The organism is Nonomuraea composti (assembly GCF_012034275.1).
Taxonomy (GTDB): Bacteria; Actinomycetota; Actinomycetes; order Streptosporangiales; family Streptosporangiaceae; genus Nonomuraea; species Nonomuraea composti.
The window spans coordinates 479,473-497,448 of the sequence record NZ_JAATEP010000002.1 but is presented as its reverse complement, the minus strand read 5'-3'; the positions used below and the strand labels follow the sequence as shown (position 1 = coordinate 497,448).

The 17,976-nt window shown below is 73.9% G+C and carries 16 protein-coding genes; 8 read left to right on the top strand and 8 right to left on the bottom strand.

Features of this window, described 5'->3' with window-relative positions:
• Positions 1-43: 43 nt before the first annotated feature.
• Positions 44-1,378, bottom strand: a complete 1,335-nt coding sequence (locus HCN51_RS05130) for a hypothetical protein (RefSeq protein ID WP_168007232.1) — start codon at positions 1,376-1,378, stop codon at positions 44-46.
• A gap of 93 nt (positions 1,379-1,471) precedes the next feature.
• Positions 1,472-2,227: a tyrosine-protein phosphatase gene (locus HCN51_RS05125; RefSeq protein ID WP_240972405.1), complete on the bottom strand. Its 756-nt coding sequence runs from the start codon at positions 2,225-2,227 to the stop codon at positions 1,472-1,474.
• A gap of 144 nt (positions 2,228-2,371) precedes the next feature.
• Between HCN51_RS05125 and HCN51_RS05120 the strand changes: the two genes are divergently transcribed.
• Positions 2,372-2,509 (top strand): hypothetical protein, encoded by a 138-nt coding sequence (locus HCN51_RS05120; RefSeq protein WP_168007230.1) that lies wholly within the window; start codon positions 2,372-2,374, stop codon positions 2,507-2,509.
• A 39-nt stretch (positions 2,510-2,548) separates the two neighbouring features.
• On the opposite strand, the gene HCN51_RS05115 is transcribed toward HCN51_RS05120, so the two are convergent.
• Together HCN51_RS05115 and HCN51_RS05110 are read right to left on the bottom strand one after the other, a co-directional pair.
• Complete coding sequence (locus HCN51_RS05115; protein WP_168007229.1) at positions 2,549-3,766, bottom strand: extracellular catalytic domain type 1 short-chain-length polyhydroxyalkanoate depolymerase; 1,218 nt, start codon at positions 3,764-3,766, stop codon at positions 2,549-2,551.
• Positions 3,767-3,897: 131 nt separating this feature from the next.
• Positions 3,898-4,833, bottom strand: a complete 936-nt coding sequence (locus HCN51_RS05110; RefSeq protein WP_168007228.1) for a family 16 glycosylhydrolase — start codon at positions 4,831-4,833, stop codon at positions 3,898-3,900.
• A 210-nt stretch (positions 4,834-5,043) separates the two neighbouring features.
• Here HCN51_RS05110 and HCN51_RS05105 point away from each other — a divergent pair, with 210 nt between their 5' ends.
• Positions 5,044-7,194 (top strand): S8 family serine peptidase, encoded by a 2,151-nt coding sequence (locus HCN51_RS05105; protein WP_168007226.1) that lies wholly within the window; start codon positions 5,044-5,046, stop codon positions 7,192-7,194.
• A gap of 23 nt (positions 7,195-7,217) precedes the next feature.
• Positions 7,218-7,952 (top strand): DUF1826 domain-containing protein, encoded by a 735-nt coding sequence (locus tag HCN51_RS05100; RefSeq protein WP_168007224.1) that lies wholly within the window; start codon positions 7,218-7,220, stop codon positions 7,950-7,952.
• Here HCN51_RS05100 and HCN51_RS05095 read toward each other — a convergent pair.
• The gene (locus HCN51_RS05095; protein WP_168007222.1) at positions 7,912-8,802 is read right to left on the bottom strand and encodes a glycosyltransferase; all 891 of its coding nucleotides are present in this window, start codon (positions 8,800-8,802) and stop codon (positions 7,912-7,914) included. The two genes, HCN51_RS05100 and HCN51_RS05095, sit on opposite strands and share 41 nt — an antisense overlap.
• A gap of 38 nt (positions 8,803-8,840) precedes the next feature.
• Between HCN51_RS05095 and HCN51_RS05090 the strand changes: the two genes are divergently transcribed.
• A complete protein-coding gene (locus HCN51_RS05090; RefSeq protein ID WP_168007220.1) occupies positions 8,841-10,199 on the top strand; it encodes a 2OG-Fe(II) oxygenase in 1,359 nt (452 codons plus the stop codon).
• On the top strand, positions 10,181-12,133 hold the full coding sequence (locus tag HCN51_RS05085; RefSeq protein ID WP_168007218.1) for a sulfotransferase: 1,953 nt from the start codon (positions 10,181-10,183) through the stop codon (positions 12,131-12,133). Before HCN51_RS05090 ends, HCN51_RS05085 begins: the two co-directional genes overlap by 19 nt.
• Before the next feature lie 44 nt (positions 12,134-12,177).
• Here the strand turns inward: HCN51_RS05085 and HCN51_RS05080 are convergent, their stop codons facing one another.
• Positions 12,178-12,978 carry an aspartyl/asparaginyl beta-hydroxylase domain-containing protein gene (locus tag HCN51_RS05080; protein WP_168007216.1) on the bottom strand — a complete coding sequence of 267 codons (801 nt, stop codon included), beginning with the start codon at positions 12,976-12,978 and terminating at the stop codon, positions 12,178-12,180.
• Positions 12,963-13,715: a polysaccharide pyruvyl transferase family protein gene (locus HCN51_RS05075; protein ID WP_206066547.1), complete on the bottom strand. Its 753-nt coding sequence runs from the start codon at positions 13,713-13,715 to the stop codon at positions 12,963-12,965. Before HCN51_RS05075 ends, HCN51_RS05080 begins: the two co-directional genes overlap by 16 nt.
• Before the next feature lie 138 nt (positions 13,716-13,853).
• Here HCN51_RS05075 and HCN51_RS05070 point away from each other — a divergent pair, with 138 nt between their 5' ends.
• The 3 genes from HCN51_RS05070 to HCN51_RS05060 all read left to right on the top strand — a co-directional run bounded on the left by HCN51_RS05070 (position 13,854) and on the right by HCN51_RS05060 (position 16,576).
• On the top strand, positions 13,854-14,474 hold the full coding sequence (locus HCN51_RS05070; RefSeq protein ID WP_168007214.1) for a hypothetical protein: 621 nt from the start codon (positions 13,854-13,856) through the stop codon (positions 14,472-14,474).
• A gap of 76 nt (positions 14,475-14,550) precedes the next feature.
• Entirely contained in the window at positions 14,551-15,555 is a 1,005-nt protein-coding gene (locus HCN51_RS05065) for an ABC transporter permease (protein ID WP_168007212.1), read from the top strand.
• Between the two features lie 205 nt (positions 15,556-15,760).
• Positions 15,761-16,576 carry a universal stress protein gene (locus HCN51_RS05060; protein ID WP_168007210.1) on the top strand — a complete coding sequence of 272 codons (816 nt, stop codon included), beginning with the start codon at positions 15,761-15,763 and terminating at the stop codon, positions 16,574-16,576.
• A gap of 3 nt (positions 16,577-16,579) precedes the next feature.
• Here HCN51_RS05060 and HCN51_RS05055 read toward each other — a convergent pair whose 3' ends face one another.
• On the bottom strand, positions 16,580-17,941 hold the full coding sequence (locus HCN51_RS05055) for a low temperature requirement protein A (protein ID WP_240972404.1): 1,362 nt from the start codon (positions 17,939-17,941) through the stop codon (positions 16,580-16,582).
• Between the last annotated feature and the right edge of the window lie 35 nt (positions 17,942-17,976).

Below are 17,976 nucleotides of genomic sequence, written 5' to 3'. Positions count from 1 at the left end.
TGACGGTGGCGAAGGGGTGGAGGCGGGGAAGGGTGGAGGTCGGTCAGCAGTCGAGGCTCGGGCAGCTCACCGCCAGGACCAGGCGGTCGCTGTCGTAGACGCCGTCGTAGTCGCCACGGAACTCGTTCACCAGCCACATCTCCCCGCTCGCCGGCCAGTAGGACACGTTCTGCGCGTTGCCCGGAGCGGTCGTCAGGTAGTGGACGTCGAGCGTGGCGCGGTCGGCGGAGAGCGTGACGCGGTGCAGGCACGACTTCCTGAACTCCCCGTACACGCTGGCGGTCCCGCCCGGCATGTACGTGACGGACGGCGACCCTTCCGGGCACAGCCCGACGAGGACGCCACGGCCGCCGGTGAAGACGCCACCCTGGACGTCCCAGACCGGGCTGAACCACCCCTCGGTGGGGCGCACGACCCCGTCGGAGCCGATCCTGAACAGGGCGGTGGCGGCGTCGAGCGGCCAGCGCAGGATCTTGCCGCCGGAACCGCCCTTGCGGTACTCGACGGTGGTCAGGTGGTCGGCGCCGGAGCGGTCGAGCGAGACCCCGTTCAGGCACGGCCTGGTCAGGTCGAGGCTGGCGCAGACCGCCGAGGGGCTGAGCCGGTAGTAGCCGATCTGCGGCAGGGCGAAGCCCGAGTACGCGGCCGAGCAGACGCCGCCGGCGCAGCCGACGTTCCCGGACGTGGTGGAGCTCATGCGCCAGAAGTGAGTGAGGTCGAAGACGCGGACCAGCCGGTCACCGCCGGACACGTCCGGGTCGCCGCCGGTGACGAGGAAGAGCTTGTTGCCGTACCAGGAGATGCCGTCGGCGTGGCTGGCGATCTCGCGGAAGCCTTCGGCGCTGCCGTCGGGCTCGACGAGCAGGGCGTGCCTGTACGGCGCGCCCGCGGTCCCTCCGGTGACGTCCACGAACGTGACCCTGGCCAGCCGGTTCGCCCCGTACTCGTGGGAGGCGCCGCTGCGCCAGCTGACCGCGACGATCTTGCGGCCGGGGCAGCCCTCGCACGGCGGGTAGAGCACGGAGCCGTTCACGCCGTCGCCGCTGCCGGTGATGCCCTGCGGGAACCAGTTCGCGGTGGTGTCGTCGGTGGCGTTCCAGCAGAAGCCGGTGACCGTGGCGGAGAGCCGGAGGTTGGTGGGGTGGCAGATGGCGCGGGTGGTGTAGCCGCCGCCGATGACGGTGCTCATGCTCACCTTGGTCACCGGGAGCGTGGCGGCCACGCTGTCGCGGGCGGCGAGGGTCGAGGTGAACGTCAGCGGGCGCACCTGGGCCAGCTCCGCGGCGGTCAGCGCGCGGCCGGTGGCGGCCTGGGCGGGGGTGGGGACGATGAGGAGGGAGGCGAGGAGGAGGAGAGGGGCGGCTAATCGCTTGAGCACGATGCGTCTCCTGAAGGTCCTGCCGCTGCTGCAAACGGCAGTGCTTGAATCGGCGGCGCTGTAATCAGCGGCGCTTCAACCAGCGGCGGTGCTTCAACCAGCGGTGCTGCAATCGGCGATGCTTGGATCGGGGGTGCTTGGATCGGGGGTGCTTGGATCGGGGGTGCTTGGATCGGGCGGTGCTTCGGTCAGGCGGGTCTTGAGCCGGCTCGAAAGTGATTCGTCGAGCCCCAGGTACGGCACCGCGCCGCCGTACCGTTCGCGCAGGTAGGCCAGGGTTTCCAGCATCGTGTCGGCGGTGATCTGCGCGGCCAGGCGGCGGGCCCGTTCGCCGGGGTCCGGGGTCAGGCAGGCGGCGGTGCGGGCGTAGTCGCGGGCGATCTCCTCGTCGGGGACGCCGGCCAGCGTCAGGGCCAGGGCGACGACGAGCCCCGTACGGTCGCGGCCGGCGTGGCAGTGCACGAGCACGCCGCCCGGCGGGGCGAGGGCGATGGCGGTGAGGACGCGGGCGATCCGGTCGGCGCCCCGGTCGAGGATGGCCCGGTAGATGCCCGGCAGCGTCTCGGCCATCGCCTCCAGGACGGTGTCCTCCTCGCGCAGGACCGGCAGGTTGCGGTAGACGGGGTGGCCGGCGAGCGGGCTCGGGTCGGCCGCGCACTCGGCGGGCAGGCGCAGGTCGATGAGGAGCCGTACGCCGGAGGCCAGCACCGCCTCGACGCCGGCCGGCCGCGGGCGGTCGGAGCGGAACAGGGCGCCCTTCCTGATGCGGCCGCCGCCTGAGGTGGGCAGGCCGGCCAGGTCGCGGGCGTTGTCACATCCGGGCCACCGTAACGCGGTCGCGACCGGCATGGGCGACTCCTGTCTTACGAAGGTTTCCTTCATTATTAGCATGCCGATCCAGGGGTGATCAACGTGCTCGTGGGGAAATCTCGGAGTCTTTGTAAGGTCTGCTCTATTACGGGTGCTCTGGGGACGCCGCAGTGATTGCACCCGATGGGCAGGAACCGGCAGTGTCATGAGTGGCGGGCGCTCGCCCAAGCCCTCGGGGCTGTGGTCGTGGCCGTGGCCGTGGCCGAGAGCATGGCCAAGGGCGGGGGCGTGGCCGAAGGCGGGAGTGACGGGCGCGGGTGAGGGCGAGGCCGGTCGGAAAGACACCTGCTGAGGGGGCCGTCAGCACTCGCCGTCGGCGAGCACCCAGTGGTCAGGGCCGGTCTGGCGGAGGCCGTGGATGGTGAACGTGTTCCACAGGCCCATCGGGTCGTTGGAGCCGTTGGCGTAGGTGTAGCCGCTCACCTGGTGGGCGCGCCCGGCGGTGGTGTGGGCGTAGTTGCTGGCCCGCACGCACGTCCCCGGCACCGTGGGCGTCGGAGTGGGGGTCGGGGTGGGGGTCGCGGTGGGGGTGGGGGTGGGGGGCGGGGCGTCGGTGTCCAGGCCGAAGAAGCGGGCGTCGTGGTAGGCGGAGCAGATGGCGTCCAGGAAGAAGGCGGCCGTGGCGCCGCACTGGTCGGCGCCGCTGCCCGGGTCGACCGGCAGGCCGTGGCCGAGGCCGGCGATCTCGTACAGGCGTACGTCGTCGTCGCCGTACACGGTCAGGGTGGTGCCGCCGGTGAGGGAGCGGGTGGCGGTCGGGGTCTGGGAGACGCCGCGGACGTCGGTCCACTGGTCGCGCAGTTGCCTGCCGTTCGCGGGCACCACGGTGTAGTCGGACTGGCCCTGCCAGATGGCCACGCGCGGGTACGGGCCCGCGTAGCCGGAGTGGGCGGCGCGGACCAGGTCGCCCCACTGGCGCGGGGTCCGGCTGGTGGGGCCGTACTGGCAGCTGGACGCCTGGGTGAGGCTGGTGGCGCACCGGTAGGCCAGGCCGGCGCCGATGGATCCGGACGCGAACACGTCGGGGTACGTGGCCAGCATGACCGCCGCCATGGCTCCGCCCGCCGACAGCCCGCTGACGTGGACTCGTCGCGGGTCGGAGCCGTAGGTGGACACGGCGTAGGAGACCATGCTGCGGATGGAGGCGGCCTCGCCCTGGCCGCGCGTGGTGTCGCCGGTCTGGAACCAGTTGAAGCAGCCGGTGGAGTTGTTCGCGCTGCCGGTCTGCGCCAGCACGAGGGTGAAGCCCCACTGGTCGGCGTACTTGCGCCAGCCGGAGTTGGTGAAGTAGCCGTCGGCGTTCTGGGTGCAGCCGTGCAGCAGGACGACGAGCGGGCGTCCGCTCGCGAGCCCGTCGGGGCGGTAGGCGTACATGGTGAGGTTGCCGGGGTTGGCGCCGAATGAGGCGACCTGGGTCAGGGACGCGGCCCGGGCGGGCTGCCGTGCGGACAGGGCCGCCCACGGCAGGACGGTCAGGAGGAGGGTGACGAGAGCGCGGGTGAAAAGAGTGGCGGCCATGGAACGGCTCCTCGCTGCTGGCACGACTCTTCTGGGGGGTTGCAGCGCACGTTAGATGCCGGGAGCCGGTCCTGACATGGTGTCGCGACACACTCTTGACAGGCCGCCGGTGGACTCAGGGGCCGCCGGGGTCACCAGGCGCGGGTGCGGCCGACCCACACGTTGCGGGCCTGGAGGCGGGTGTCGGTGGTGGGGCCCGGGAGCTGGTCGGCCCAGCCGGCGTCGCCCGGCCCGCTCAGGCCCGACGCGTAGCTGCCCATCTGCAGGTTGATGATGAGCCACATGGGGACGCCGGCCCAGCCCTTGCCGACGTGGTCGGCCACCCAGTCGCCGCCGAGGTAGTACTCGAGGCCGACGTCGTCGCCGTCCTTGTACATCCAGACGCGGTACTTGACGAACTCGGCGCCGGGGTCGGCGACCGGCACGGTGGTGCGGGTGACGTAGCTGTCGCCGTCCTGGTGCTCTCGCGGGTCGCCGGTGGCGGTCTTGTTCCAGGTGTTGAACAGGTTGGTGGGCTCGCCGACGTACTCGAGGATGTCGGACTCGGGCGGCCAGGACGGCCAGACGCCGGTCGTCCAGAACGCCGGCCAGACGCCGGGCCCGGTGTCGGCCCTGAACTCGCCCTCGATGTCGTACTCGGGGAACTGGTCGTCGACGACGATCTGCTCTTTGGCGTGGACGGCGCCGGAGTTCCACCACAGCGGGGCGTGCGGCGGGTGCGAGCTGAGCCCGGGCGAGGCGGACAGGCGGGTGGCGGTCAGGGTCAGCACGCCGCCGGACAGGGAGATCTGGCTCTCCTTCATCGTGGCGGCGCCGTTGTGGGTGGTCCGGTCGCCGTCCCAGGGGTAGAGGAGGTTCCACTCCCGGTCGAAGGCCGTGCGGCTGGCGAAGGACGACTTCTCGATGACGTTCTCCCAGGTGCCTTCCCTCCGGGTGCGGGAGGACCTGGCCTGCGCGCCGGTGGGCAGCGCCGTCAGCCCCAGTGACAGGCCGCCGAAGGTCAACGCGGAGGTCAGCAGCCGGCGCCGGTTGATGCCTCGCCCGGAATCGTGGTCGGCGTTCAGCACAAACGGCCCCCGCTCGGGTCAGTGATCATGGTCAGGCGGCATCAGTATGCCCGACGGGACGGCGATCCGGGAGGGGGTGATCTTCTCCGCTCTCCACAGCGTGCCGCTTTTGCTACTGAACGGTCACGGACTCTGGCTAGTTCGCCAGGTTTGCCAGGGGTCATTCTTTTCACGGGCCCGGTACCGGTTCAGCCAGGAAGGCGGGGTGCCATGTCCGTCCACGTCTCTGTCAGCGTTCCAGCGGGCGCGCTCATCACCCGGGACACCGAGATCACCGTCTCGTGCGACGAGGCCATCGACGCGAGGTCGGCGCAGGGGGCGATCGGCATCCGGGGCCGGCGCGTGCGCGTCGAGGTCACCGCCGACGGCCGCACAGCCCTGGTGCGTCCGGACGGGGAGCTGCCGCACGGCCGGCACCGTCTGGTCGTCGGGGAGCTGCTGAGCACGCAGGGCCACCGGCTCACCGAGCCGTTCGACGTGCCGTTCACGGTGATCGACCGGCCGCTGGAACTGGGCGCGCGGCTGCGCGTGGACGGCCACGCCAGGGTGGTGCTCGGCGAGGTCGGCACCACGCGGGTGCCGCTCGGCACCCGCCCGGGCGGGCCGTTCCTCGACCTGGTCAAGGCCACGGACGAGGAGAGCGGCGAGCCCGTGGAGCTGGCCTTCGACGAGAGCGGCCGCAGGGTCGAGGCGGAGGCGGTGCTGGGCGAGGTGGGCCGGCGGTACGCCGAGCGCCACGGCAGGATCCACGAGACGCTGGGCGAGCGGCTGCGCCGGGCACGCGACGACGAGCGGATCCCGGTCGCGATCTGGGCCAGGATGCCGGAGGACGCGCCGCGCTTCGACAAGGACCCGGAGCGGGCCGCCGAGGAGCCGGGCCCCGAGGAGCGCCGTCTCGGCGAGCAGGTCGCGCGGGTCACGCGGCACCTGCGCGATCTGGTCGCGCACGCGTTCGACGACCACCGTGCCGTCACGGACCCGGTCGCGCCGGTCGTCTACGCCACGATGACCCGCGACCGGATCACCGACCTGGCCGGGCGGGACGAGGTCGCGGCGCTGTTCCCGCACGAGCGCGAGGGCCGGGACGACCTGGGCGACTCGATGAAGGCGGCCCGGTCCGACCTGGCCCAGCAGAACCTGTCGCTCACCGGCCGGGGCGTGCGGGTGGCCGTCTGGGAGAGCGGGCCCGACGACGTGAAGGACCTGGACATCGCGGGCTCGTTCACCGCGACGCCCTCGACCAGCACCCACGCCCGCCTCACGCACGCCGTCGTCAAGAACGTCGAGGCGGACCGGCCGCACGGCCACGCGCCGGGCTGCGAGCTGTTCTCCGCCAACGACTACGGGCTGGAGGCGCTGCGCTGGGCGGTGCGGGACCAGGGCTGCACCGTGGTCAGCCAGAGCTTCCACCGGGCGAGCGAGCCGGGCTCGGCCGTGCTGTCCTTCGACGACGTCTACAAGGACTGGCTGGCGCTGCACTGGCCGTACCCGACGATCGTGCAGGCGGCGGGCAACTACTGGGAGGGCGACGCCGACGACATCCATCCGCCCGAGGACGAGTACGTCAACCACAAGGGCTACAACGGCCTGACCGTCGGCAACCACGACGACACGGCGGGCGCGATGTCCGGCGACTCGGTCTTCCGCAACCCCTCCGCCCCGCACGCGGACCGGGAGCTGCCGGAGCTGGCGGCCAACGGCGTCGGGGTGAGCGCGGTGGGCACCACCATGTCGGGGACGAGCTTCGCGGCCCCGGCGGTGGCCGGCTGCGTGGCGCTGATCCAGCAGGCGGACGCGGTGCTGCGGTCGTGGCCGGAGGGCTGCCGCGCGATCATGCTGGCCGCCGCCGGCCGCAACCCGGGCGGCTCGGACTGGCAGAGCGACCTCGCGGCGCACGTGGACGCGAGCGACGGCTCGGGAGCCCTGGACGGCCAGGAGGCCGCCCTGATCGCGCGCTCGCGCCAGGTCAGGGACTCCTCCGGGGCGCGGCGCGGCTGGGACGTGGGCACGCTGCGGTCGTCCGACATCGGCGGCGACCGGCTGGCCACGTTCGTCCACCGGGTGAGCGTGCCGCGGCGCATGCTGGCGCCACGGGTGAAGGTCGCCCTCGCCTGGGACAGCTCGGTCCTGGAGCTGCCGCTGTTCGGCCTGCCCATCGTCTCCTTCCTGGCCGTCGATCTCGACCTGCTCGTCAGGGCGGCCGGCGGCGGCTGGGTGGCGAGCAGCGGCTCCTGGGACAACAGCTACGAGATCGCCGAGTTCGCGGCGGCGCCGGGCCAGACGTACGAGATCGTCGTGCGCCGCTGGTCGGGCACCGCCGACACCTGGTACGGGATCGCCTGGACCGTCTCGGGCCTGTAGCCGCGCACGCGGGAGGAGGCCGCATGGCCATCGCAGGGGTGTGCCGGGTCACCGGGCGGGCCCAGGCCGCCGCGCCGGCGTCGGACGACGGGGTGACGGCGGTGATCGTGGAGGAGGCCGGCGAGGGCTGGCTGGGCGCGCTGGCCGGCGCGGTCGAGACGGGCCGGCTCACGGTGCCGCGCGTCTCGCTGGAGGGGGTGACGGCCGGGCAGGTGACCGTCTGGGCGCGCTCGGCGCTGGCCGCGCTGGAGGCGCCGCTGCGGTACGCGCTGATGGCCGACCTGCTCGACCTGGTGGAGCGGGTGTGCGAGCTGGGCGGCATCAGGCGGGTGCTGGTGCGTGCCTTCACCGAGGCGCCGACCGGCAGGTGCGGCTTCCACGTGGACACCGTCGCGCCGCAGGCGCCGCCGTTCGGGGCGCTGCGCGTCTACAACGGGGCGTGCACGGAGTACGTGGAGCCGGAGGACGTCGAGGACGTGCGCCGCTTCTACGCGTACCTGTCGAGGCGGGAGCGGCTGGCCAGGGGCGGGGGCGAGGTGCCGCCCGTGATGGACGCGTGCCCGGACTTCGTCCGCGCGGGCGCGGCCATCAGGGCGGTGCCGCCGGGCGCGGTGGTCTTCTTCCGTCATCTGGACGTGCGCCGGCACTGGAGCGAGCATCCGCCGCGGGCGGCGTGGATCCACCGCTCCCCCATGGCGGGCGGGCCGCGCCTGGTCGTCAACGTCTCTCCGGCCGAGCGCCGCCGTCGTCCGGGGTGAGCAGCACATGGGACACGGCGGGCAGGTCAGGCTGGAGGCGGCGCAGGACGGCCAGCACGGCGGCGCCCGCCCGCAGCGGCCCGTGGTGGGCGGTGAAGTACGCGCGCGGCCGCCGCGTGCCCGAGCAGGCCGCCGTCACCGCCTGGACGACGTCGTCCGCGCCGTCGAAGAACACGCCGGTGAACGCGTTGACGTACTTCCAGCCGCCGAGGATCGACCGGTTGACCACGACCGGCACGTCCAGGCAGAGGGCCTCGGCCAGGACGCGCGGGGAGGCGTCCAGGACGCCGGGCACGAGCAGGCAGCGGGCTCCGGCGACGGCGGCGAGCAGGTGCGGCCAGGGCAGCCGGGGCGTGAACTCGGTCCCGGGCGGCGCCGCGCGCTCCGGCGGGTCCACCACGAGCACGCGCAGCCCGGCGGCGCGCAGGCGGGGCAGGCAGCGCCGTACCAGGGGCCAGTTCTTCAGGTCGGCGAGGTGGGCGGCGCACACGCAGACGACGTCGGCGCGCGGCGCCGCCGCGATCCGGGCGGGGTCGACGCGCCTGGGGTCGGTGAAGTCCGACTCGCTGATCAGCGCGCGGGGACCGTGCGGCGGCAGGTGCCGGTCGGGGCGGCGGAAGCAGTGGAACCACGCCTCGCACAGCAGCCCGTAGTCGCGCTCGTCGCGCCAGCCGGGGCCGGGGAAGCCCGCGTAGCTGGTCATGCCGGCGAACCGGTGGCCGTCCCGGGCGAGCGCGGCCAGCCGCGCGTGCCGGGCGCGGCCGGTGACGGGCGCGCGCACCAGCACCCACGGGAGCGGGCGCCCCGCCGGGTCGGAGACACGCAGGAAGGGGGTGGCCTCGACCTTCACGCCTTTCAGACCAGCCAGCGATCGAACGGGAGTCAACCATGACCGAGACGAACGGCTTCTACGCCGGCCGGAACGCGGCCACCAGGATCGAGATCTTCGATGAGCTGAGCCCGCTCGCCGAGGCGGCGCTGCGCTCCTTCTTCCGGCGGCTCGGCGCGCCCCACGTCATGGACGAGGTGGTGCTGCCGCTGCTGTCGGAGGGGGACTCGCAGCTGTTCGCGGCCGTCCGCGACCGGCCGTGGCCGCCGTGGGGGCTGGGCGCGCGCAACGTGGTCGGCCTGCTGCAGACGCACCTGGTGGCCGACGCGTGCTGGGGGCTGAGCACGATCTACCTCGTGGACGAGGAGCTCGGCAACATCGGCCTGCAGTCGGCGCTGATCAAGGAGGCGCTGGAGTTCATCTCCACCGACCCGAACGCGGAGATCCACTACCTGGTGGCCGAGGGGTCGATGATGGCCGACCACGTCCTGCGGGAGACGGGGTTCGAGGCGACGCAGGACGTCTTCCTCACCGAGGCCGCCCGCTACTTCACCTACCGCACGCCCGCCCGCCGCCTGCTCGAACGGCTCGGCCTGTCCGAGACCGACACCGTGGACGTGATGGCGGGCGCGCTCGACCGGGCCGCATACGCGCGGGGGGCCGTCTTCCACCACACCGTCCAGGCCGCCTCCCGCGCCGACTGGATGATCGACCGGCCGGAGGTCGCGGCCGAGATCACCCGCCTGGTCCGCGGCGGCCACTACAGCAAGCCCGGCGGCGTGCCCACCGGTACGGGCCGCATCGAGGTGATCGACCCGGCCGGCGAGGTGGCCCTGGTGCTGCGCGAGTTCCTCACCAGGGACGAGCAGGCCCAGCTCCTGGAGCACGTGCTGAAGAACGTGCACGGCTTCACCCCCGGCACGATCATCGAGCCCGGCTCCCCCACGCCCCTGGTCAACGAGCGGGTACGCCGCGGCCGCACCCTGGACGACCTCGGCCGCTTCGAGTCGCTGTTCAAGGAGCGGATCAAGCAGCAGCTCGAAGAGGTCATGGCCCGGCTGGGGCACCCGGCCTTCCCGCTCGGCGAGATCGAGCTGCAGGTCACCGCGAGCAACGACGGCGACTACTTCCGCATGCACCGCGACACCGACGGCAGCGACACCCGCGAGCTGACCTTCGTCTACCTGTTCAGCCGGGAGCCGCGCAAGTTCGCCGGCGGCGAGCTGCGCGTGTTCGAGACCGACGTGGTGGAGGGCCGGATGGTGCCCACCGACCGGAGCCAGACGATCATGCCGCGGGCCAACCTGGCCGTGTACTTCCCCGCCCGGCACGAGCACGAGGTGCTGCCGGTGCGGGTGCCGAGCAAGCAGTTCGACGACAGCCGGTTCAGCATCACGGGGTGGATCCACCGCCGTTGACCGCCTCCTCCCCCACCGCTGACACCGCGTGGGCGGTCGTGCTGCACGGGCCGCCCCGCCCCCGGTCGTGGCTGCGCCGGGCGCACCACGCGCCGTTCCCCGCCGTCGCGGGCCTGCTGGCCCGGGCGGTGACGGGGGACGCGCGCGGGGTGCGCCGCCGCTACCTGTTCGGCTCGGCCGGCCACGCCCACGCCTTCGCCGCTCGGCACGGGGCCGCCGACGTGCGGCCTGTCGTGGACGAGCCGTTCGACCGGCCGGTCATCATCGTGGCGCCGCCGAGGTCGGGCGGCACCCTGCTGTTCGACGCGCTGGCCGGGCACCCCGAGGTGTGCGCGCTGCCCGGCGAGAGCGAGGCGGTCATCGAGGGCGTGCCCGAGCTGCACCCGGCGGCCCGCGGCTACCGCTCCCACGCGCTCACCGCGGCCCACGCCCGCGACGCGGGCCGGATCGTGCGCTGGGGGCTGCGCGCCGACCTGCCGCCCGGCGGCGCCCGCCTGGTCGAGCGGACGCCGGAGAACTGCCTGCGGCTGCCGTTCCTGCTGGCCGCGCTGCCCGGCGCGTACGTCGTCCTCCTGCGCAGGGATCCCAAGGAGACGGTGGCGAGCATGGTGGCCGCCTGGCGGGACCCCCGGTTCGTCAACGTGCCCGAGCTGCCCGGCTGGTCGCGCGGCCCCTGGCACCTGCTGCTGCCCGACGGCTGGCGGCGGCTCGACGGCGCCGAGCCGGGCGTCGTCGCCGCCCACCAGTGGGCCGCGGCCGTCGACGCCGTGCTCGACGCGCGCCCGCTCGTCCCGGACGGGCGGTGGATCGACGTGGACTACGCCGACCTGATCCGCTCCCCCGGCGCCGTGCTCGGCGCGCTCGGCGAGCGGCTGGGGTTGTCCCGCCGGGAGACGCCCGCCGACCTGCCGCTGTCCCCGACCGCGATCTCGCCGCCCGTCGCCGGCAAATGGCGGCGCACGCCCGGCTTCCGGCCATCCGTCCTCGACGCCCACGCCGCCACGCTGCGGCGCCTGCCTCAGGAGAGCACCATGATCCGCCCTCGACCGGCCCGGCCCGTCCTGTTCGCCTCCCTGCTGCGTGACGTCCCCGAGGTGGAGCTCGCACGGCCTCGGCTCGCCGCGTCGGCGACGCTCCAGACGGGGGTGAGCATCCCGCTCGCCCTGGCCGGGCGGACCAGGTTCCGGGAGCGGTTCCTGCCCGGCCATCCCGTTTTGTGGGTGGCGGACCGGGCCGGGTGCCTGTGGCCGTACTGGCTGGAGGAGGCGGACTTCCTGCCCGTGCGCGCGCTGCTGTCCGGCACGCTCGCGCCGCTGGAACTGCCCGCGCGCCTGCGCGGCCGCCTGGCGGGCGCCGGCGCGCTGGTGGAGCCCGGCGAGCGGGACGGTTTCGCGGACGCGGCCAAGAGGTTCGCCGGGGACGGGCTGTGCGCGCTCGACGAGGTGCTGCCGGTGGCCGTGCGCCTCGGCCTGGCCCGCTACTACGAGCAGCTCATCGAACGCGGCGGCTGGGAGCTCGGTGACGCCCAGGTCGCCGGCCGGTACGGCCGCCAGAACGAGCCCATCTCCCGCTTCGTCCACCACCAGCTCGTCCACCTGGTGCGCCGGGTGGCGGCCGAGCCCGTGCGGCCCTCCTACAGCTACGTCTCGGCCTACCGCTCGGGCGCGGTGCTGGAGCGGCACGTGGACAGGGAGCAGTGCGAGTTCACCCTGTCGGTGCTGCTGGAGGAGCGGGGCCCCGGCATCGGCGTCGGCTGGCCGCTGCGCTTCGACCTGCCTTCGGGGACGGTGGCGCTGACCCAGCGGCCCGGCCAGGGCGTGCTGTTCCGCGGCACCCGGCTGCCCCACCACCGTCCCGAGCTGCCGCCGGGCAACGCGCACACCTCCCTGCTGTTCCACTACGTGCCCGCCGCGTTCCGCAGGACGCTGTACTGAGCCCGCCGCTACCGGGCTCGCTATTGGGCCCGCTACTGGGCCCGCTATTGGGGCCGCAGGAAGGCGAGCTTCGCCGCCTCGGCCTCGGTGACGGGTGGGGCCAGCCGCTCCCACTCCCGCACCGGCCGGTGCCCGATCGGGGACGGCTCCACCAGCCCCAGCCGCGCGAACCCGGGCGGGCCCGCCGCCTGCCCGAACATCACCGTGGCCGCGTCGAGCGTCATGAGCTGGTCCCACACCAGGTGCACGCGGTCGGCGGTGCCGGCGTTCTCGGCGGCGTGCACGCAGCCGTGGTTCACCAGGTGGATCGTGCCCGCCTCCAGGTGGTACACCGCTCCGTCGAGGGTGATCGTCGCCGCCGGCCCGGTCTCCAGCGGCAGGTGGAAGCGGGCCCGTACGCCGATCGTGCCGCTGTCCGCCCGGACGAGCGCGTGCTCCTCGTGCGGCGGCAGCGCCGCGCCCGGCGCCAGCACGAGCAGCCGGACGTTGACCAGATCGGGCAGTGCCCCGACGAGAGAGGCCAGGAGCGGGTAGCGGTCCGCCTCCCAGAACCGCTTGCCGAACGACGACAGGTCGTGGTCGCGGGAGAAGTCGTCGTAGCGCCCCGACGCCGTCAGCAGGCTGTACTGCGCGACCCGTCCCCGCGGCCTGGTCCAGGCGGTGACGTGGCCCGGCTCGCCCGGACGGGACGGCGCCGCCCGCGCCCGCAGCAGGGCCGTCTCGCGGCGCAGCCCGTCCAGGACGTCCCGGCGGGCCTGGAACAGCCGCAGGCACCGGATCCCGCCCTCCCGGTGCAGGTCCGCGTCCCGGATCCGGCCCAGCACGGCCATCACCTGAAGGGACATGCCCCCACCATCAGGTCCAGGTCGGGCGGCGTGACCGGCAGGGTGGCGTACTCGGCCACGCGCGCGAGATCGAGCCCCGCCCCCGTCCGGCCCACCTGGTACGGCGGCGGCACGGGCACCCCCACGGACAGGAAGTAGTCGTGGAACTTGCTGTCGTCGCCGCTCGGCAGGTCCCGGAACTTGATCCACACCGCCGGGACCCCGTAGGCGTGGCCGAGAATGAGGCCATGCAGGCTCGACGACGCCACCAGGGAGCAGGCGGCGATCCGGTCGGCGACCTCCTCGACCGGGCGCTGCACGTCGATGAGCGACCATCCGGCGGGCACGCCGAGCCCGGCCGCGGCCTTGTCGGCGAAGTGCGGCACCACCCCCGGCCCCCGGCCGCGCAGGACACGGGGCCGGTGGAACCGGGGCACCAGCAGCCCGGGATCGCCGTAGACGGCGGGGCAGGACGTCCCCCTGAGCGCCGCCTCCCTGGTCAGCGGCCCGCGGACGGCGGCGAACCCCATCCGCGGGTCGAGCACGTCGTCCGCCCGCATGACGCCCGCGCCCCACACCACCGTGCCCGGCCCGCCGAGCGCGGCGATGCTGCCGCTGACGAAGAACTTCACGCCCGGGGCGTGCGGCGGGACCCACCGGGCGGGCATCCCGGTCATCTTCCTGATCAGCCAGGGGGTGAGCCGGTCACCCACGTTGCCCCGGCTCGGCACTCGGCACCAGAAGGCGGGCACGGCCACGTCCCCGAGGCTAACCCCGGCACGCCCGGCCGACCAGGGGCCGCCATCGTCATCCGCACCTACCACCGCGACGCCGAGTGGCTGGGCTTCTGCCTGGCGGGCATCCGGCACTGGTGCCGCGGCTTCGCGGAGGTCGTCGTGATCACGCCGAGGCGCGGGGCGCCGGCCGTCCGGAGAGTGGCGGGAGAGGCGGCGCGGGTGGAGGTCTGCCGCGACTACCCCGACGACTACCTCGGGCAGCAGGTCACCAAGCTGCACGCCGACGACTACACCGACGCGCAGCTCATCTGCCACCTGGACGCCGACATGATGATCGACCGGCCGTGCGACCCCGGCCTGCTGATGGCGGGCCGCCGCATCCGCCTCGTCTGCCTGCCCGTCTCCGCGCTGGGCCGGCACCGGCCGTGGACCGGCCCCACCGAGCGCTTCCTCGGCCGGCCCGTGGAGCACGACTACATGCGGGTGCCGCCCTTCGTCTATCCGCGCGAGCTGTACCCGGCCGTGCGCGCGCACTGCCGGGCGGTGCACGGGATGAGCGTGGAGGCGTACGTGACCTCCCGACCGCCGCGCGGCTTCTCCGAGTTCAACGTGCTCGGCGCCGGCGCCCACCTGTGGCTGCCCGACCGGTTCGCCTTCGTCGACGAGCGCTCGCCCGACCGGCCGCCGGCGCTGTGCCGCTGGTACTGGAGCCGCGGCGGCCTGGACGACGCGCTGCGCCGCGAGCTGGCCGAGGTGACGGGAGGGCCGCGCGAGGTCTGAGCTCCGAGACCAAGGCTCTGTCAGGGACGCGTGTCAGCCGCCGGGCGACGGCCCGCCCGTGCCTAGCGTGGCAGGCATGGACGACGACCGGACGGGCCACTGGTGGGCGGCCTTCAAGGCGTCGCCGTTCCTGCCCGCGAGCGTGCTCGTGCTGATCCTCGCCGCCGCGGCCGGGCTCTTCGCCGGCTCCTACACCTACGCCATGGCCGACCCCACCCCGCACCGCGTCCCCGTCGCGGTGGTGGGGGTCAGCCACCAGACCGTACGCGGCAAGGCGTTCGCCGCCGGCCTGGAGCAGACGCTGAACGCCTCGCTGGCCCTCTCCTTCGAGGGCACCTTCGCACGGGCCGCCCAGGCGGTGGAGGAGCAGCGCGTCTTCGGCGTCATCGTGGTGCGCGGCGACGACGTGACGCTGTACGTGTCGGGCGCCTCCGGCGCGTCCGTGGCACAGCTCCTCAGTGAGGCGGCGCCCAAGGTGGCACAGCGGGTCGGGGTGCGGCTCACCGTACGGGACATGAAGCCGTTGCAGCGGGGCGACCCGCGCGGCCTCGCGCTGTTCTACATCACGCTCGCGGCGGTGGTCATCGGGTTCATCGGGGCCGTGCAGCTCAGCGTGCAGGCCGGGGCGCTGACCGCCTGGCAGCGGATCGCGTTCACGGCGGCGTACGCGGCGCTGGGCGGGCTGTCCATCGTGGCCGCCGTGGACTGGGGGCTCGGCGCGCTCGACCTGCCGCTGCTGGAGTCGTGGTTCATCCTGGCGCTGACCATGTTCACCTCCGGCATGGTGTTCACCATGTTCAACACGCTCGTCCGGCGGTGGGCGATGGTGCCGACCTGGGGGCTGATGGTGCTGCTGGGGAACCCGTCCTCGGGCGGGGCGGTGTCGTGGCCGCTGCTGCCGTCGCCGCTGGGCACCATCGGGCGCTGGCTGCCGCCCGGGGCCTCGATCAACGCCCAGCACACCGCCGTGTACTTCGGCGGGCACCAGCGGCTGATGCCGTTCCTGGTGCTGGCCGCGTGGGCGCTGGTGTCGTGCACCGTCTTCCTCATCTGGCGCGACCGCCACCCCGGATCCTCCTGACGAGCGATGAGCCGGATCATGATGAGTCCCGGCACGTCGGCCTGATGACGGCGCCCCGCACCGTCGCCCGCGTGATCGAACAGGCCGCGCGGGCGAGTGCGCATTAGCGGGATCTGTCTTGCCGGTGTCACGAAAGCGGGCGCCGTCCGGTCTCTCGTAGTGCCTCCCGGCGGACGGGGGCCGCAGTGGCGAAGGGACGGCGAGGATGAGCGCGGTGGTCGTGGGTGTGGACGGCTCCGAGGAGGGCCTGCGGGCCGTGGAGTGGGCCGCGGGCGAGGCGGGCCGCCGGGGCCGGCCGCTGCTGATCGTGCACGCCTTCATCTGGCCGCTCATGAAGGTGCCCCTGGGGCCCGCGCCGGGAGCGCCGGCCGAGGGCGGTCTGCGGCACGCCGCCGAGCGGGTGCTGGCCGCCGCGCTGGAGCGCGCCCGGCAGGTGGCGCCCGCCGTCGAGGTGGCCACCGACCTGCCGGAGGCCGAGCCGGCGGTCGCGCTGCTGCATCGGTCGCGGCAGGCCGAGCTGCTGGTCGTGGGCAGCCGCGGGCTCGGCGAGCTCGGCGGGCTGCTGCTGGGGTCCGTGGGTGCCCGGCTCGCGGCCGAGGCCGCCTGCCCGGTCGTCGTCGTCCGCGGGCCCGCCCCGGCACACGGCCCCGTCCTGGTGGGGATCGACGGCCAGGACGGGACCGGGGAGCTGCTCGCCTTCGCCTTCGCGCACGCCGCCCGGGCGGCGAGCACGGTGACGCTGGCCCACGTCGGCGACGGTGGGATGGAGCACCGAGGCGAGACGGTGCCCGAGCGTGCGCTCGCCCCGTGGCGGGAGCGTTACCCGGCGGTCGACGTCGTGCGGGAGACGCTCACCGGCCATCCGGGCAAGGCGCTGATGCGGGCCGCGACCGGCGCGTCGCTGCTCGTCGTCGGCTCCCGCCACCGGCACGAGCTGGAGGCGCTGGTGCTGGGCTCGGTCAGCCAGTCCGTGGTGCACCACGCCGCCTGCCCGGTGGCGATCGTCCAGGTCCGGCGGTGACCGTCACGGCCGCGGCCCCGTGGCGGTGGTCCCGGCCGCGACCGGTGCCGGACGGCGCCGGCGCGCGCTCACGCCGACCGTGATCGCCACCGCCAGGACGCACGCCGCCGCGACGGCCGTGGCCACGCCGTGCACCCCGATCCACCGCACGGCGAGCGGCAGCGCCAGCACGACGGCGGCGCACCCCGAGATGACGGCGGGCCTGATGACGGACTCCTGCTCGACCGGCGTGTGCACCAGCCACAACAACAGCAGGAACGCGCCGACGGGGATGGCGACGGCGTAGCCGACGGTGAGCGGGGCGGCCGCGACGTGGTGCCCGCTCTGCTCGACCGCGACCTCGAGGCCGGCGCCGAGGGCGGCCAGCGCGGCGAAGATGCCGTAGTGGCCGTAGCCCCACCGGTAGGAGCGGTCGCGCCGCCCGCTGAGCCCTTCACCGGCCTCGACCAGGAAGTACAGCCACCACAGGGCGAACAGCACCACGAGGCCGGACACGGCGATCATGACGAACGGGCTGGTGATCTCGCTCGTCTCCAGCGCGCTGGCGACCCCTCGGGACGCGGCCAGCACGCTCTCGCCGAGCAGGATGATCACGAACAGCCCGTACCGCTCAGCGATGTGGTGCGGGTGCCAGGTGGTCGGCTCGGCCCGCTCCGCCCACCGCGGCACGGCCAGCTCCAGCGCGGCGAGCAGCACGAAGAGCGGCAGCTCGACGCTCGCCGGCGCCACCCAGGAGTGGACGATCCACGCGGCGGTCAGGACGGTGATGCCGCCGCCGTACCGCAGGGCGGTGCGCCGGCGCGCCGGGTCCTCGGCGGCGACCCTCAGCCACTGGGCGACGAGCCCGATGCGCATGATGACGTACCCCAGCGTGACGAACCGGTAGTCGCCGTGCTCGCCCGCGGCCGGCACCCCGGCGGCCAGGACCAGCACGCCGGCCATCTGCACCATGGTCAGCACCCGGTAGGCGACGTCGTCGGTGTCGTACGACGAGGCGAACCACGTGAAGTTCATCCACGCCCACCAGATGGCGAAGAACACCTGGAGGAACGGCACGACGCCGGCGCCGGCGTGCCCCTCGACGATCTCGTGGGCGAGCTGGGCGGTGACGGCGGCGACCGCGACCACGAAGGTGAGGTCGAACAGCAGCTCCAGTTGGCTGGAGACGCGGTGCGGCTCGTCGACGGGACGCGCGCTCATCCGGATGCGCAGGCGGATTCTGGTCGGCGGCGGGGGCTCGCCCCTGCCGCTCCGTACGGCGGTCATGCCGCTGAGACCGGACAGCGGCCCGGCCCGTGACAGGTTCGGCCGGAAATTCGCGTGCAGCCCGGTCAACTGGTTGATCTTCTGTCGCTTCTCGCGCATGGTGGGCGCGATTCGGCCATCTCCGAAGGAGCCCG

Excerpts from the sequence above, each read along its gene's own strand:
- HCN51_RS05125 (WP_240972405.1), bottom strand. The coding sequence starts at position 2,227 with ATGCCGGTCGCGACCGCGTTACGGTGGCCCGGATGTGACAACGCCCGC.
- HCN51_RS05120 (WP_168007230.1), top strand. The coding sequence starts at position 2,372 with ATGGGCAGGAACCGGCAGTGTCATGAGTGGCGGGCGCTCGCCCAAGCC.
- HCN51_RS05115 (WP_168007229.1), bottom strand. The coding sequence starts at position 3,766 with ATGGCCGCCACTCTTTTCACCCGCGCTCTCGTCACCCTCCTCCTGACC.
- HCN51_RS05105 (WP_168007226.1), top strand. The coding sequence starts at position 5,044 with ATGTCCGTCCACGTCTCTGTCAGCGTTCCAGCGGGCGCGCTCATCACC.
- HCN51_RS05100 (WP_168007224.1), top strand. The coding sequence starts at position 7,218 with ATGGCCATCGCAGGGGTGTGCCGGGTCACCGGGCGGGCCCAGGCCGCC.
- HCN51_RS05090 (WP_168007220.1), top strand. The coding sequence starts at position 8,841 with ATGACCGAGACGAACGGCTTCTACGCCGGCCGGAACGCGGCCACCAGG.
- HCN51_RS05080 (WP_168007216.1), bottom strand. The coding sequence starts at position 12,978 with ATGTCCCTTCAGGTGATGGCCGTGCTGGGCCGGATCCGGGACGCGGAC.
- HCN51_RS05065 (WP_168007212.1), top strand. The coding sequence starts at position 14,551 with ATGGACGACGACCGGACGGGCCACTGGTGGGCGGCCTTCAAGGCGTCG.
- HCN51_RS05060 (WP_168007210.1), top strand. The coding sequence starts at position 15,761 with ATGAGCGCGGTGGTCGTGGGTGTGGACGGCTCCGAGGAGGGCCTGCGG.
- HCN51_RS05055 (WP_240972404.1), bottom strand. The coding sequence starts at position 17,941 with ATGCGCGAGAAGCGACAGAAGATCAACCAGTTGACCGGGCTGCACGCG.